Genomic DNA, 14,346 nt, shown 5'->3' on the forward strand with positions numbered 1-14,346 from the left:
TTCAGCGGTTGGCGCGGCCACGCAGCCGCGGGTCGAGGACGTCGCGGAGGGTGTCGCCGAGCAGGTTGAACCCGAGCACCGTGATCATGATGCAGACGCCCGGCACGACCGACGGCCAGATCGACAGCTCCATGAAGGCCTTGCCGTTGGCCAGCATCGAGCCCCAGGACGGCGCCGGCGGCTGGACGCCGAGGCCGAGGTAGCCCAGCGACGCCTCGATGAGGATGGCGTAGGCGATGCTCGTGGTGAACTGCACGGCGATCGGCGCGATCGAGTTGGGCAGCACGTACTTGAAGATGAGGCGGGCGTTGCTGAGCCCGGCCGCCTGCCCGGACTCCACGAACGGCTCGCGCCGCACCGACATCGCCGTGCCCCGCACGACCCTGGCGAAGCTGGGGATGAACACCAGCACCAGGGCGAAGATCAGGTTCTCGGTGCCCGGCCCGCGGGCGGCCACGACGGCGAGGGCGAGCAGCAGGGTCGGGAAGGCGAACATGACGTCGGTGACCGGGGTGATGATCGCGTCGAGGACCCCCCGGTAGAAGCCGGCGAGCAGGCCGAGCAGCACGCCGACGACGGCGGCACAGCCGACCACCACGAGGCCCACGGCGAGTGAGGTGCGCGCGCCGTAGAGGGCCCGGCTGAGCAGGTCGCGGCCGGCCTCGTCGGCGCCGAGCAGGAAGGTCCCGCCGGGCGTGGCGAGCCGCTGGTTGGACATCGCGGTCGGGTCGTAGGGCGCGATGACCGGGGCCAGGGCCGCGGCCGCACCCATGAGCAGGACGATGGTGAACCCCACGGCGCCGACCTTGTCCCGGGTCAGCTGCCGCAGCAGCGCGCCGCCACGCCCGCCGACCGTACGCAGCCGGCCGAGCCGGCGCGCCTGGACCTCCGTGACGGTATCGACTTCAGTGACCACTGCGCAGCCTCGGATCCAGGTAGGTGTAGACGAGGTCGACCAGGTAGTTGACCAGGACGTAGAAGAACGCGAGGAAGAGCAGGGTGCCCTGGACGACCGGGTAGTCGCGCTGGCTGATCCCGCGGATGACCATCGTGCCCAGGCCGGGCCAGGCGAAGACCTGCTCGACGATGACGGTGCCGCCGAGCAGCGCGCCGAGCTCGATGCCGAGCACGGTCACGACCGGGATGAGCGAGTTGCGCAGGGCGTGGCGGACCATGATGAGGGGCTCGGCCAGTCCCTTGGCGCGGGCGGTGCGCACGTAGTCCTGGTTGAGCACCTCCAGCATGCTGGATCGGGTCATCCGCATGTTGATGGCGGCGAGGCTGGCGCCCAGGGTGACGGCCGGGAGCACCAGGTACTTCAGGTTGTCGAGCAGCCCGCCGCCCTCGCTGGCGCCCTGCGAGGGCAGCCAGCCGAGGGAGACGGAGAAGACGTAGACGAGCAGGATGCCCAGCCAGAAGTTGGGCACCGACAGGCCGATGAGCGACACCACGCGGGCGACGGCGTCGAGCGGACCGTTGCGGCGGGTGGCGCTGAGGATCCCCAGCGGGATCGACAGCGCGATGGCGACGAGCAGCGCGGAGACGGCCAGCAGCAGCGTGGACGGGAGACGCTGCAGGATCTCCTCGAGCACCGGCTGGCCGGTGCGCATGGAGGTGCCGAGGTCGCCGCGCAGCAGGTCGCCGAACCAGGTGAAGAACTGTTCGTGCACGGGCATGTCGAGCCCGAAGTAGCGGCGCATCTCAGCCTCGACCACGGGGTCACCGAAGTCCTGGCCCATGATGGAGCTGATCACGTCACCCGGGATCATGCGGATGACCAGGAACGAGATGACCGAGATCCCGAGCAGGACGGGGATGACCGTCAGCGAGCGGATCAGCGTGATGCGCAACATGGTGGGCTCTCCTGCCGGTCAGTGCTCGTAGCCGGATAACCCGGGGTCGGTGCCGGTGTCCCAGCCCGGCTCCAGTTCGTCGTCGGCGCCGGCGAGGTCGCGCGCCCACTCGTGGGCCCGCTTGGCGACCCGCAGGACCATCACCGACCGGCTCTCCATGACGCCCTCCAGGTGACCCAGGCGCTCGGTCCAGAACCGGCGCATGGTGTTGGTGGAGGCGAAGTAGCCGACGGCGATGATGTCGAACTGGCCGGTCACGTGGTAGACGTAGGCCATCTCGGGCATGCCGGCGAGCTTGTCGATGAGCTGCTCGGTGGCGCCGGGGGCGCTCTGGATCTCGAAGAGCGTGTGCACCGGGCGGCCCATGAAGGGTGCGCTGGGGATCGCGGAGAACTGCAGCTTGCCCTCGGCGAGCAGGCGGTCGATCCGGCGCCGCACCGAACCCTCGGAGAGCCCGACCTTGGCCGCCAGTGCGACGTTGGTCTGCCTCGGGTCCTGCACGAGCTCCCGGATGATGTTGCGATCCTTCACGATCGAGGTTTTGGATGTCATCGGGCTCCAACTCTCAATCGACGTAATTCGTCGCTCGCCGGAGCCTAGACGACGAAGATCGCCTGTGCAACACTCCCGGTTGACGAATGGCGACGTTCGAGCACCGAGTTTTGGGGAGTTTCGATGGCCTTGTTGGAGGTGCGCGACCTGCGCACGGAATTCCGCGCGGCGCGGGGCTCGGTGACCGCCGTCGACGGCGTCTCGTTCACCGTCGACGCCGGCGAGATGGTCGCGCTCGTGGGCGAGTCCGGCTGCGGCAAGTCGGCGACCGCGCAGTCCGTCATGGGCCTGATCGTGCCGCCGGCCGGGCAGGTCACCGGCGGGCAGGTGCTCTTCGAGGGCCGCGACCTGCTCACGCTGAGCCGCCGCGAGCTGCGGGCCGTGCGCGGCAAGGGCATCGCGATGATCTTCCAGGATCCGATGACCTCGCTGAACCCGGTGCTCACCATCGGCAAGCAGATCACCGAGACCCTGCGGGCCCACCTCGGGCTGAGCCGCCGGGCCGCCCGGACCCGGGCCGTCGAGCTGCTGGAGATGGTGCGCATCCCGGCCGCGCAGACCCGCCTCGCCGCCTACCCGCACCAGCTCTCCGGCGGCATGCGGCAGCGCGTCATGATCGCGATGGCGCTGTCCTGCAACCCGCGGCTCATCCTCGCCGACGAGATCACCACCGCGCTCGACGTCACCATCCAGGCGCAGATCCTCGACCTGCTGCGCGACCTGGCCCGCGAGACCGCCACCGCCGTCCTGCTCATCACCCACGACCTCGGCGTCGTGGCCGGCATGGCAGAGCGGGTCAACGTCATGTACGCGGGACAGATCGTCGAGCGGGCCGAGACCGTCGACCTGTTCCACCGCCCGCAGATGCCCTACACCTGGGGCCTGCTCGGCTCGGTGCCGCGCCTCGACCTGGTCCGCGGCGGACGGCTGCGGCCGATCGCGGGCCGCCCGCCCGAGCTGACCGCGATGCCGCCCGGCTGCCGCTTCGCGCCGCGCTGCGCGCACGCCCGGGACACCTGCGCCGACGCCGTGCCCGACCTCGTCCTCACCCATCAGATCCCGGACCGGGGCCAGCTCAACCGCTGCTGGGGCATGCGCCCGGCGGACGCGGGCGGCTGGCTTTCGGACGAGGACCGCTTCGCCGAGCAGACCATGGAGGCGCGATGACAACGCCGGTGCCGACCCTGTTACAGGTGCGCGACCTCGCGGTCGACTTCAAGGTGCCCCGCCGCGGCTCCCTGCGGCCGGCCCGGCTGCGCGCGGTGGCCGGCGTCGACCTCGACATCCGCCGCGGCGAGATCCTCGGCGTGGTCGGCGAGTCCGGCTGCGGCAAGTCCACCACCGGGCGGGCCATCCTGCAGCTGCTGCGGCCCAGCCGGGGCAGCGTGACATTCGACGGCACCGAGCTGACCACGCTGGGCGGCCGCCGGATGCGGGCGATGCGCCGCCGGATGCAGATGATCTTCCAGGACCCGTACGCGTCGCTGAACCCGCGCATGACCATCGGCGAGCTCATCGAGGAGCCGCTCCTCGTGCACACCGACCTGTCCGCGGCCGGGCGGCGGGCGAAGGCGCAGGAGACCATGCGGCTGGTCGGGCTCAGCGACCGCTGGCACGACCGCTACCCGCACGAGTTCTCCGGCGGCCAGCGCCAGCGGGTCGGCATCGCACGGGCACTGGTCAGCGGCCCCGACTTCGTCGTGGCCGACGAGCCGGTCTCCGCCCTCGACGTCTCCGTCCAGGCGCAGATCGTCAACCTCCTCGAACAGCTGCAGGAGGAGCTGGGCCTGACGATGATGTTCATCGCGCACGACCTCGCCGTGGTCCGGCACCTGTGCGACCGGATCGCGGTGATGTACCTCGGGACCGTGGTCGAGGTGGGCGGGTGCGAGGAGCTGTACCAGTCCCCGCGGCACCCCTACACGAAGGCGCTGCTGTCGGCGGTGCCGATCCCGGACCCCCTCGTCGAGACCAAGCGGCAGCGCGTCATCCTCACCGGCGACGTGCCGAGCCCGCTCGACCCGCCCAGCGGCTGCCGCTTCCGTACACGATGCTGGAAGGCGCAGGAGGTGTGCGCGACGACCGTGCCCGTGCTGACCGACCCCGCGGACGGGCACCGCGTCGCCTGCCACTTCCCCGAGCCCGCGACCGTCGCGGCCGCGGGGGTGTGACCATGCTGCACCGCAGCCTCGTCGGCGGCGAATGGGTCGACGGCGACCGCCACCCGAACGTGAACCCGGCCCGGCCCGACGAGATCGTCAGCGAATACGCCGAAGCCGGCCCGGACACCGCCCGCGCCGCCGCCGACGCCGCCCGCGCCGCCCAGCCCGGCTGGGCCCGCACACCCGTCGCCGAGCGCATGGCCGTCCTCGACCGGATCGGCACCACGATCCTCGGCCGCGCCGAGGAACTCGCCGTGCTGCTCGCCCGCGAGGAGGGCAAACTGCTCGCCGAGGCGCGCGGCGAGGTCGTCCGAGCCGGGCAGACCTTCCGCTACTACGCCCACCAGCTGCTGCAGCCGCAGGGCGAGGTGTACGCGTCCACCAGGGACAACGTCCACGCCGAGGTGCGCCGCCGGCCGCTCGGCGTGGTCGCGGTCATCACGCCGTGGAACTACCCGATCGCGATCCCGGCCTGGAAGGTGGCGCCGGCGCTCGCCTACGGCAACGCGGTCGTGCTCAAGCCGGCCGAACTGGTGCCCGCCTCGGCCGGCGAGCTGGCCGGGATCATCGCCGGGTCGGGCCTGCCGCCAGGCGTGTTCAACCTGGTCCTCGGGGCCGGGCGGACAGCCGGCGAGGCGCTGCTCACCTCGCCCGCCGTCGACGGCGTGTCGTTCACCGGCGGCACCGGAACCGGCGCCCACGTCGCCCGCCAGTGCCTCGCCCACGGCAACAAGCGCTTCCAGCTGGAGATGGGCGGCAAGAACCCGCTCGTCGTGCTCGACGACGCCGACCTCGAGGTGGCCGTGCGCTGCGCCCTGGACGGGAGCTTCTTCAGCACCGGACAGCGCTGCACCGCGTCGAGCCGCCTCATCGTGCAGGACGGCATCCACGACCGGTTCGTGGCCGCGCTCGCCGACGCCGCCGGGGCGCTGACGGTCGGCGACCCCCTCGACCCGCGCAGCCAGGTCGGCCCGGTGGTCAGCCCGCAGCAGCTCGCCCAGAACCTCGGCTACGTCGCGATCGGCGCCGCCGAGGGCGCGACCGTGGCCGCCGGCGGCACCAGCGACGGGCAGTTCATGCGCCCGACGCTGCTCACCGGCGCGCACAACGGCATGCGGGTGGCCCGGGAGGAGATCTTCGGCCCGGTCTCCTGCGTCATCCGGGTCGGCGACCTCGACGAGGCGATCGCGGTCGCCGCCGACACCCGCTACGGGCTCTCCGCCGGCATCGTCACCACGTCCCTCGCCGCCGCCGAGCGCTTCAAGCGCGACGCGCGGGCCGGCATCGTCACCGTCAACCTGCCCACCGCCGGCACCGAGCTGCACCTGCCGTTCGGCGGCACCGGCTACTCCAACCACGGCCCGCGGGAGCAGGGCGGCTACGCCCGCGACTTCTACACGGTGCCGGTGACCTGCTACACGGGCTGGTGAGACCGCATGCCTGAGATCCTGCTGACCGAGCCGATCGCGGACGCCGGGATGGAGCTGCTGCGGACCGCCGGCGAGGTGCGCGTCGCCGGCGTCACCGACCCGGCCGCCCTCGCCGCCGGCCCGCTCGCCACCGCCGACGCCCTCGTCGTGCGCTCCTCCCCCGTCACCGCCGCGATGCTCGAGGCCGCGCCGCGGCTGCGGGTCGTCGGCCGCCACGGCGCCGGCCTCGACGGCATCGACCTCGACGCGGCGCAGCGGCTGGGCATCCCGGTGGTCAGCACGCCGGGCGCCAACGCCGAGTCGGTCGCCGAGTTCGTCGTCCTCGCCGCGCTGACCCTCGCCCGGCAGCTGCCGCCCGCCGTGGCGACCCTCGCGGGCGGCGGCTTCCCCGCCGGCCGGTCGCTGCCGTCGTCGGTCGTCGCCGCCGGGCTGACCGGCACCATGCTCGCCGGCCGCACGCTGGGCCTGGTCGGGCTGGGCGCGATCGGCCGCGGCGTGGCCGCCCGCGCCCTGGGCCTCGGGATGACGGTCCTCGCGTTCGACGTCGCGGCGGTGGCACCGCCACCAGGCGTCCGGCTGGCACCGCTGGACGAGGTGCTCCGGTCTGCCGACGTGCTGAGCCTGCACGTCCCGCAGACCCCGCAGACCGCCGGGCTGATCGGCGCCGCCGCGCTGGCGTCGATGCCGCCGGGCGCGCTGCTGGTCAACACCGCCCGCGCCGGGGTCGTCGACAACGCCGCCGTCCTCGCCGCGCTCGACGCCGGCCGGCTGCGCGGCTACGCCGTCGACGTGTTCGCCCCGGAGCCGCCCTCGCCCGACGATCCGCTGCTGCACCACCCGCGGGTCCTGGCGACGCCGCACATGGCGGCGATGACCTCCGACGCGCTCGACGCGATGGCCGTCGCCGTCGCCCGGGGCGTCCTCGATGTACTTGCGAAAGGACGATCACTGTGACCCCGCCCGCGACCCTGCCCGTGCTGGACTACTTCGGCGTCGACGCGCTGATCGACGAGGAGAGCCGCGCCCTGCGCGAGGCCGTGCGCGCCTACGTCGACCGGCGAGTCCGGCCGGACGTCGCCGGCTGGTACGAGCAGGGCAGCCTGCCGGTCCGCGACCTCGCCCGGGAACTCGGCTCGCTCGGCGTGCTCGGCATGCACCTGCAGGGCTACGGCTGCGCGGGCACCTCCGCCCTCGCCTACGGGCTGGCCTGCTTCGAACTGGAGGCCGGCGACTCGGGCCTGCGCTCGCTGGTGTCGGTGCAGGGCTCGCTGGCGATGTACGCCATCCACCGCTACGGCTCCGAAGCCCAGCGCGAGCAGTGGCTGCCGGCCATGGCGAGCGGCACGGCGATCGGCTGCTTCGGGCTGACCGAGCCGGACTTCGGCTCCGACCCGTCGGGCATGCGCACCCGGGCCCGCCGCGACGGCTCCGACTGGATCCTCGACGGCACCAAGATGTGGATCACCAACGGCTCGGTCGCCGACGTCGCCGTCGTCTGGGCCCGCACCGACGAGGGCATCCGCGGCTTCCTGGTGCCCGCCGGCACGCCCGGCTTCACCGCACCGGAGATCACCCGCAAGCTCTCCCTGCGCGCATCCGTCACCGCCGAGCTGGTCCTCGACGGGGTGCGGCTGCCCGCCGACGCGATGCTGCCCGGCGCGACCGGTCTGTCGGCCCCGCTGTCCTGCCTCAACGAGGCCCGCTTCGGCATCGTCTTCGGCGCCCTCGGCGCCGCGCACGACTGCCTGTCGACGACCATCGCGTACGCCGGCAGCCGCGAGATCTTCGACCGGCCCCTCGCGGCTTACCAGGCGACCCAGCTGAAACTCGCCGACATGACCCTGGAACTGGGCAAGGGCTTCCTGCTCGCGCTGCGGCTGGCGGCACTGAAGGACGCCGGCACCCTGGACCACCGCCAGATCAGCCTCGGCAAACTCAACAGCACCCGCGAGGCGATCGCCATCGCCCGCGAGTGCCGCACCATCCTCGGCGCCGCCGGCATCACACTGGACTACCCGGTCCTGCGCCACGCATCGAACCTGGAATCGGTCCTGACCTACGAGGGCACCTCGGAGGTCCACCAGCTCATCATCGGCCAGACCGTGACCGGCCACGCCGCCTTCCGCTGACGGTGCGATGCCGCCGGACAGCTCGACGTGCATCCTGAGGAGGCCGCCACCTCCGCAGGTCCGGCCAGGTCAGGCGGTCCGGTAGGTCAGGCAGTCGCTGACCGTGACATCCGGGCCGATCTGGACGGACGGCGCCGTGCAGGCCAGGCTGGTGTTGTGGACGCAGTCGGTGCGGGCGCACGCGCCGACACTGCCGATGATTCCCGCGGCGCCCCCACGCACCGACGACTCGACGAACGTCGCGCACGATGCGGCCGCACCGGCCGCCGCGACGGTCACGGCCGGAGCGTGACAGCCGCTGTCGTTGAAGCTGCACGCGACGGCAGCGCATTCACGTACGGCAGGCATCTCCAAAAGGGTCTTCAAGGTTCCTCCGCTCACCGATCAACCGACGTGCGATCAATTCAAAGAATAGTCAAAAGCATCGTCCGTAATCCCGTTTCCGCTGGTCACGCAGGATGACTGGACGAGGTAGATCCGCTGCTCACGCGAACGGAAGAAATGCACAGACTTTTTCTGAATCCGGCGGCGGTGCATCGATCCGGGCGCCTGACGCCACCAGGCCGGAGATCCTGGTGTGGCTGCGCCCAGGCAGCGGTGGCGTGCACGAGTGGCGCCGCCGCAGACCCGGTGCGCTGTCGCTGGACCAGTTCCGGTGCCGGCTACCAATAATGGCGCCGGCCGGCTACGGGCCGTCCGATCGAGCCGAGAATGAACAGCACCGCCCCGATCACGAGCAGGATCACGCCGATCGTGGTCAAGATCGTGATGTGGAGGAACCAGCCGAGCAGGAGCAGGATGATGCCGAGGATGAACATGCGTGCCTCCAACCCACATCGGTCAACGTTGCCCCGCTACCCTGCACGTTGACCGATAATCCTTTCTTGCCACATCGGGGCCTCGTCCGGCTGCCGCGGGCGTTCCGGCGTCACGGCTCCGTGCGGGCTATGCGTATCGCCGCCACGCCCTCCTGGCCGCCGCCCGCACGCCGCGGGTGCTCGGCCTCGACTTCTGCTGCTCGCCGGCCAGGGCACTGACCGCCAGCAGCGCACCGGTGAACACCGGGATCGACCACTGGGCCACCCGGAGCTTGCGCTGCGCATCGCTGATGTCGGGTGGCGTGCTCTGGTCCGGCTCGGTGACACCGGCGACCGACACCTCACCGGCCCGCTCGATCCTGCGCCCCAGGACACGGCTGTACGCGGTCGCGCCGAGAGCGGCGATGGTCAGACCGGTCTTGGCCGCGCTCATCACGGCGACACCCCGCTCGTTGGTGACCCGATCGGCGTTGGTGGCCAGCAGCCCGGCCGCACCGGCGAGATGGCTGCCGATCGCCGCGGCGTTGACCGGCCGCCACCGGCTCCAGCCGACCGATGCGACCTTCATCCGTTCGCGTGGATCGTGGACCTTGGCGGCCGCGCCGTTGAGCCCGACCGCGCCCATCAGGGACCCACCGAACCACGTGGCGAGTCCAGCGTCGTGCATCGACCGCAGAACCGTATTGCGCTCGGACATGCCCACTCCTTCGCGAGGTACAGCCGTTCCGGTTGACGGCCCGTCGGCTACCCGGCCGTCGCCGGGTCACGCCCCCCGATGCCCGCCGTACCCAACGAGATCACCCCCGCCGTCCCACACCCGCCCGGCGGTGGCGGGAAGGCTGTTTGCCGGGCCACGGTCCGGGTAGCGGGTGGGATCGAGCTTGGCACCAGCGATGTACGGATCAACGCGTCGTTGACGGACCCGCGCAGGTTGTCATGTCACTCCTGGTGGTCCTGACCGCTATCTGGCCGACAGCAGGATGCCACAGGTGAGGATCCGCCCGATTACTCCCGGAGGGGATCATGAGCAACAGCTACGACCCCGACTACGCCGACGACCGGAACCCATCCAGACTGCGTGACGCACGGCCTGCGGCGAGCGACCCCGACGCCCGCCGGCGTCCCGGTGGCCGCGGCGCCCGCGGGCCCGGCGCCCGGGACGACACCGACGCCCGGGCGTCGGACCTCGACGATCGTCGTGGCGTGGATCGGGAGTCAGTCGTCGACCACGAACCCTACGACGACCGGCCCGCACCTGATACACGAGATACACGAGACGACCGGTACGCAAGAGATGACCGGTATGCGGCGAGCGACCGTGACACCCGCCGGCGCGGCGATTGGGACGACCCCGAAGCCCGGTCGAGGGACCTGGACGACCGCCGCGGCGTGGATCGGGTGGATCGGGCGGCCGTCGTCGCCCGGGAGAGGGAGCGGTACGGAGGCGTCAAGATCGGCGCGGCGTTCTTCGGCTGGCTCACCGCCATCGGCATGGCGGTCCTGCTCACCGCGCTGCTCGGCGCCGCCGGAACCGCCATCAGTCTCGCGACCGGCACCAATCTCGGCAATGCCGCCACCCAGGGATCCCAGACGATCGGCGTCATCGGCGCGATCGCCTTGCTGATCATCACGTTCGTCGCCTACTACTGCGGCGGGTACGTCGCCGCTCGGATGGCCCGGTTCAACGGCGCCAAGCAAGGCCTCGCCGTGTGGATCTGGGCCGTGGTCATCGCCGCCGTCGTGGCCGTCCTCGGCCTGGTGGCCGGCGACCAGTACGACGTGCTCGCCAAACTCAACAGCATGCCCAGGGTGCCGGTCAACGAGGGCACCGTGACAACCGCAGGCGTCGTCGCGCTGATCGCCGTCGCCGCCGTCAGCCTCATCGGCGCCGTCCTCGGAGGACTCACCGGCATGCGGTTCCACCGCAACGTGGACCGTGCCGGCCTGGGACTCTGACACACCATGGAGCCGTCGGGCGATCACCGTCGGTGCTGATATTTGACTCTATCCGTCCGATTCATGTGGTTTATCGGGTGAGCACGGTGGTATCAACTCCTTCGGTCCGGCGAAGGAGGACTCATGATGCGCACCCGAATTGGCCTGGCAGTGAGCGCGGCCGCGCTCACCGTGCTCGGCGCGCTGGGGACACCGACGGTGGCAGGCGCCCAGCCGACCCCCGGGGTACCCGGTGGCGGCGTAGCCACCACCGAGCCCAGCCCAGCCCCGAGCGGCGGCGCGAACGGCTACGAGCACCACGGCATTCTCAGGAACATGCTGCACGGCGAAGGTGTCGTGCAAACCAAGAACGGCACCGAACGGGTAGCCCTGCAGAAGGGCACGATCACCTCGGTCACGACGTCGCAGATCGGGGTGAAGTCATCCGACGGCTGGAGCAAGACGTGGACGTTGGGCAACAACGTGCGGGTCTACGAGAACCAAGCCACCGTGCAGCCGAGCGCTCTGACGACCGGCAGTCTGATCACGGTCGCAGGAACGATCACCGGCACCGGGGCGAACGGCACGACGTACACCGCCCAAATGGTGCGGGTGCACTCCGGCCCCAGCGCACAGCCGGCGCCGTCAGGGACACCGGCGCCGTCAGGGGCACCGGCACCAGCAGAGACACCATCGGCAGGAGGAACTCCGTCATAACGCCCAGCGACACCCGACAGCAAGCAGCAGGCCACATGTCCATCCTTGGACCATGTGGCCCTGGTGCGGACAGGCACCTTCGGCCGACCGCCGGGTGCTACTCCTCGGCGGGGAGCGGCAGCGGTGGCGGCCCGACCGCCATGCGGCGGCGGACGAACGCCTTGAACCAGGCGTAGTCGGGTAGCCGGGCGAGGGCGGGACCGGTCACGACGGTGATGAGCACGTATGCGGTCGCCAGCGGTGCCAGGCCCGGTTCGACGCCGGAGGCCACGGCCAGACCGGCGATGACCACGGAGAACTCGCCGCGCGGCATCAGGGCGAGACCGGCGCGGAGTCGTCCGGGCGCAGCGACACCGACGCGTTTCGCCGCGAACCAGCCGGTGAGGACCTTCGTAGACATGGTGACGACGGCCAGGCCGAGCGCCGGGAGCAGGACCGGTGGCATGTCCGCCGGGTTGGTGGACAACCCGAAGAAGACGAAGAACACGGCCGCGAACAGGTCCCGCAACGGCGTCAGGATCTCGGTGGCGTGATGAGCGACCCGGCCACCGAGGGCGATGCCGACCAGGAACGCGCCCACGGCGGCGGAGACCTGGAGTTCGGCTGCCAGACCGGCGACGAACAAGGTCAGTCCCAGCACGCTGAGCAGCAGCGCCTCCGGGTCCTTCACGGACATGAACGTGCTGATGACGTGCCCGTAGCGGATCGCCACGACCAGCACCACGACGACGGTGACCACCGCGATCGCCAGCGCCTTCAGTCCGCCGACGAGGCCGATGCCGGCGAGGACGGCGGTGACCAGGGGCAGGTAGAACGCCATCGCCAGGTCTTCGATGACGAGCACGGACAGGATGACGGGGGTTTCGCGGTTGCCGAGACGTCCCAGGTCGCCGAGGACCTTGGCGATGACACCGGAGGACGAGACCCACGTGATGCCGGCGAGGACCAGCGCCGCCTCCCAGCCCCAGCCGAGCATGAACGCGAACCCCGCGCCGGGCACGGCGTTGAGGACAGCGTCGATCAGCCCGGCCGGTGCGGCGGAGCGCAGGTTACCGACGAGTTCCTTCGCCGAGTACTCCAGGCCCAGCATGACCAGCAGCAGAATGACGCCGATCTCGGCGCCGATCTCGATGAACTCCTCACTGGCCTGCAACGGCAGCAGACCACCGTGCCCGAACGCCAGGCCGGCCAGCAGGTACAACGGGATCGGGGACAACCCGAACCGGCGGCCGATACGCCCGAGCATGCCCAGGGCGAACAGCAGCGCGCCGACCTCGATCAGCAGGATTGTGGTGCTGTGCACGCGCGCCTCAGCCGCGCGTCTCGCCCGAGGCGAGGATCGCGGCAGCACCGTCGACACCCTGACGGGTACCGACGACGACCACCACGTCGTTCGCCACGAACACGAACGACGGCCCGGGCGAGGCGTTGACCTCCCCCTCACGCAGGACGGCCACGATCGACGCGCCGGTCAGGGTGCGGGTGCGGGTGTCGCCGAGGGTCCGCCCGACGAACGGCGATCCGGCATGCAGCGAGATCTGCTCGGTCAGCAGCCCGGCGGCCTGCTGCCGCAGTCCGGCCAGCTGGCTCAGCATCAGCGACGCACCGAGGACATCGGCGAGGGCCTCGGCCTCATCATCGGTGAGCGGGACCGATGCCAGGCACGCATCCGGGTCGTCGACGTCGTACAGCACGAGATCACGTCGCCCGTTGCGATGCGACACCACCCCCAGCGTCCGCCCCGACGAGGTCACGAGGTCATGCCGGACACCGATACCCGGCAGTTCTGTCTGCTCTACCCGTACACGCACCCCGATACCGTACGCGACCGGGCGCGGATCATCCGCTCGGCACCTTCCAGGATCAGGTGGCCGCAGAGCAGACGGCGAGGATCAAGGCGGTCACGCCTGCCGTGGAGCCGGGGCCTTGGCCGCGGGGGTGAGCAGCTCCACGCCGCTGGCCTTCAGGGCGTCCCGCAGGTCGGGCGGCGGCAAGGTGTCGGTGATCAGGTAGTCGGCGGCGCCGAGCTCCGACACCTGGGCGAACAGGCGGCGGCCGAACTTGGAGGAGTCGGCGAGGATCGCCACGCGGGCCGCCCGGGAGATCATCTCCTGCATCATCGCGGCCTCGGCGAGGTTGCTCGTCGTGTAGCCGGCGTCGGCGGCGATCGCGCCGACGCCGATCAGCGCCAGATCGCAGCTGATGTCCAGCTCGGCGCCGGTGTTGGCGCGGAAGCTGACCGGGCCGATCGTGGCGAGGGTGAGCGCGCGCACCGCCCCGCCGAAGATGTAGATGTCGCGGATGGCCGTGGGTGGGAGCGCGCCCGGCACCAGGAGATTGTTCGTCGCCACCGTGAGGTCGCGGTGCTGCCCGAGGTTGCGGGCGAACGCGAGGGTGGTCGTCCCGCCGTTGATCATGATGGTCGAGCCGTCCTGGACCAGCGCCGCGGCCAACGCCGCGATCTTCTCCTTCTCCTGCTCCTGCACGGCGAGCCGCTGGTCGACGGCACGGTCGGTGCGGGAGACCGTGGAGAGACTGACGGCGCCCCCGTAGGTGCGCACGAGGATGCCCTCGGCGGCCAGCTGATCGAGATCACGTCGCACGGTGTCGATCGAGACACCGAAGCGCTCGGCCAGCTCGCCCACCGTGACCTGGCCGGTGTCGGCAACGTACGCGGCCAGCTGGGCCTTGCGTCCGGCAGGTAGGTGGCGCTGCCGTTCGTCCCTGCCAACGCTCACTGATTCCCCCTT

16 protein-coding genes are annotated in these 14,346 nt (G+C 71.2%); 7 read left to right on the forward strand and 9 right to left on the reverse strand.

Features of this window, described 5'->3' with window-relative positions:
* Position 1 precedes the first annotated feature (1 nt).
* From ABZS58_RS35620 to ABZS58_RS35630, 3 genes are read right to left on the reverse strand one after another with little or no spacing between them, the layout of a single operon-like run.
* Positions 2-916 carry an ABC transporter permease gene (locus ABZS58_RS35620; protein ID WP_354787665.1) on the reverse strand — a complete coding sequence of 305 codons (915 nt, stop codon included), beginning with the start codon at positions 914-916 and terminating at the stop codon, positions 2-4.
* Complete coding sequence (gene nikB, locus ABZS58_RS35625) at positions 906-1,853, reverse strand: nickel ABC transporter permease (protein WP_354787666.1); 948 nt, start codon at positions 1,851-1,853, stop codon at positions 906-908. The genes ABZS58_RS35620 and nikB overlap by 11 nt, the downstream gene beginning before the upstream one ends.
* 18 nt (positions 1,854-1,871) lie before the next feature.
* On the reverse strand, positions 1,872-2,405 hold the full coding sequence (locus ABZS58_RS35630) for an Lrp/AsnC family transcriptional regulator (RefSeq protein ID WP_354787667.1): 534 nt from the start codon (positions 2,403-2,405) through the stop codon (positions 1,872-1,874).
* A gap of 123 nt (positions 2,406-2,528) precedes the next feature.
* On the opposite strand from ABZS58_RS35630, the gene ABZS58_RS35635 reads away from it, so the two are divergent.
* From ABZS58_RS35635 to ABZS58_RS35655, 5 genes are read left to right on the forward strand one after another with little or no spacing between them, the layout of a single operon-like run.
* A complete protein-coding gene (locus ABZS58_RS35635; protein WP_354787668.1) occupies positions 2,529-3,572 on the forward strand; it encodes an ABC transporter ATP-binding protein in 1,044 nt (347 codons plus the stop codon).
* Positions 3,569-4,576 (forward strand): oligopeptide/dipeptide ABC transporter ATP-binding protein, encoded by a 1,008-nt coding sequence (locus ABZS58_RS35640; RefSeq protein WP_354787669.1) that lies wholly within the window; start codon positions 3,569-3,571, stop codon positions 4,574-4,576. The genes ABZS58_RS35635 and ABZS58_RS35640 overlap by 4 nt, the downstream gene beginning before the upstream one ends.
* A gap of 2 nt (positions 4,577-4,578) precedes the next feature.
* Positions 4,579-5,997, forward strand: coding sequence for an aldehyde dehydrogenase family protein (locus ABZS58_RS35645; protein ID WP_354787670.1), 1,419 nt, complete (start codon positions 4,579-4,581; stop codon positions 5,995-5,997).
* A 6-nt stretch (positions 5,998-6,003) separates the two neighbouring features.
* Positions 6,004-6,951 carry an NAD(P)-dependent oxidoreductase gene (locus ABZS58_RS35650; RefSeq protein ID WP_354787671.1) on the forward strand — a complete coding sequence of 316 codons (948 nt, stop codon included), beginning with the start codon at positions 6,004-6,006 and terminating at the stop codon, positions 6,949-6,951.
* Positions 6,942-8,126 (forward strand): acyl-CoA dehydrogenase family protein, encoded by a 1,185-nt coding sequence (locus tag ABZS58_RS35655; protein WP_354787706.1) that lies wholly within the window; start codon positions 6,942-6,944, stop codon positions 8,124-8,126. Before ABZS58_RS35650 ends, ABZS58_RS35655 begins: the two co-directional genes overlap by 10 nt.
* A gap of 69 nt (positions 8,127-8,195) precedes the next feature.
* Here the strand turns inward: ABZS58_RS35655 and ABZS58_RS35660 are convergent, their stop codons facing one another.
* The 3 genes from ABZS58_RS35660 to ABZS58_RS35670 all read right to left on the reverse strand — a co-directional run bounded on the left by ABZS58_RS35660 (position 8,196) and on the right by ABZS58_RS35670 (position 9,641).
* Positions 8,196-8,492: a DUF1540 domain-containing protein gene (locus ABZS58_RS35660; RefSeq protein ID WP_354787672.1), complete on the reverse strand. Its 297-nt coding sequence runs from the start codon at positions 8,490-8,492 to the stop codon at positions 8,196-8,198.
* Between the two features lie 296 nt (positions 8,493-8,788).
* The gene (locus ABZS58_RS35665) at positions 8,789-8,944 is read right to left on the reverse strand and encodes a DUF6131 family protein (RefSeq protein WP_354787673.1); all 156 of its coding nucleotides are present in this window, start codon (positions 8,942-8,944) and stop codon (positions 8,789-8,791) included.
* A 127-nt stretch (positions 8,945-9,071) separates the two neighbouring features.
* Entirely contained in the window at positions 9,072-9,641 is a 570-nt protein-coding gene (locus ABZS58_RS35670) for a hypothetical protein (RefSeq protein WP_354787674.1), read from the reverse strand.
* A gap of 326 nt (positions 9,642-9,967) precedes the next feature.
* Between ABZS58_RS35670 and ABZS58_RS35675 the strand changes: the two genes are divergently transcribed.
* The gene (locus tag ABZS58_RS35675) at positions 9,968-10,900 is read left to right on the forward strand and encodes a hypothetical protein (protein WP_354787675.1); all 933 of its coding nucleotides are present in this window, start codon (positions 9,968-9,970) and stop codon (positions 10,898-10,900) included.
* A 123-nt stretch (positions 10,901-11,023) separates the two neighbouring features.
* Positions 11,024-11,596, forward strand: a complete 573-nt coding sequence (locus tag ABZS58_RS35680; RefSeq protein WP_354787676.1) for a hypothetical protein — start codon at positions 11,024-11,026, stop codon at positions 11,594-11,596.
* A 97-nt stretch (positions 11,597-11,693) separates the two neighbouring features.
* Here the strand turns inward: ABZS58_RS35680 and ABZS58_RS35685 are convergent, their stop codons facing one another.
* From ABZS58_RS35685 to ABZS58_RS35695, 3 genes are all read right to left on the reverse strand, one after another.
* The gene (locus ABZS58_RS35685; RefSeq protein WP_354787677.1) at positions 11,694-12,899 is read right to left on the reverse strand and encodes a cation:proton antiporter; all 1,206 of its coding nucleotides are present in this window, start codon (positions 12,897-12,899) and stop codon (positions 11,694-11,696) included.
* Positions 12,900-12,906: 7 nt separating this feature from the next.
* Positions 12,907-13,407 carry a cation:proton antiporter regulatory subunit gene (locus ABZS58_RS35690; RefSeq protein WP_354787678.1) on the reverse strand — a complete coding sequence of 167 codons (501 nt, stop codon included), beginning with the start codon at positions 13,405-13,407 and terminating at the stop codon, positions 12,907-12,909.
* 90 nt (positions 13,408-13,497) lie between these two features.
* On the reverse strand, positions 13,498-14,334 hold the full coding sequence (locus ABZS58_RS35695; protein ID WP_354787679.1) for a DeoR/GlpR family DNA-binding transcription regulator: 837 nt from the start codon (positions 14,332-14,334) through the stop codon (positions 13,498-13,500).
* Between the last annotated feature and the right edge of the window lie 12 nt (positions 14,335-14,346).

It is taken from the genome of Dactylosporangium sp. NPDC005555, assembly GCF_040605635.1.
Lineage (GTDB): Bacteria > Actinomycetota > Actinomycetes > Mycobacteriales > Micromonosporaceae > Dactylosporangium.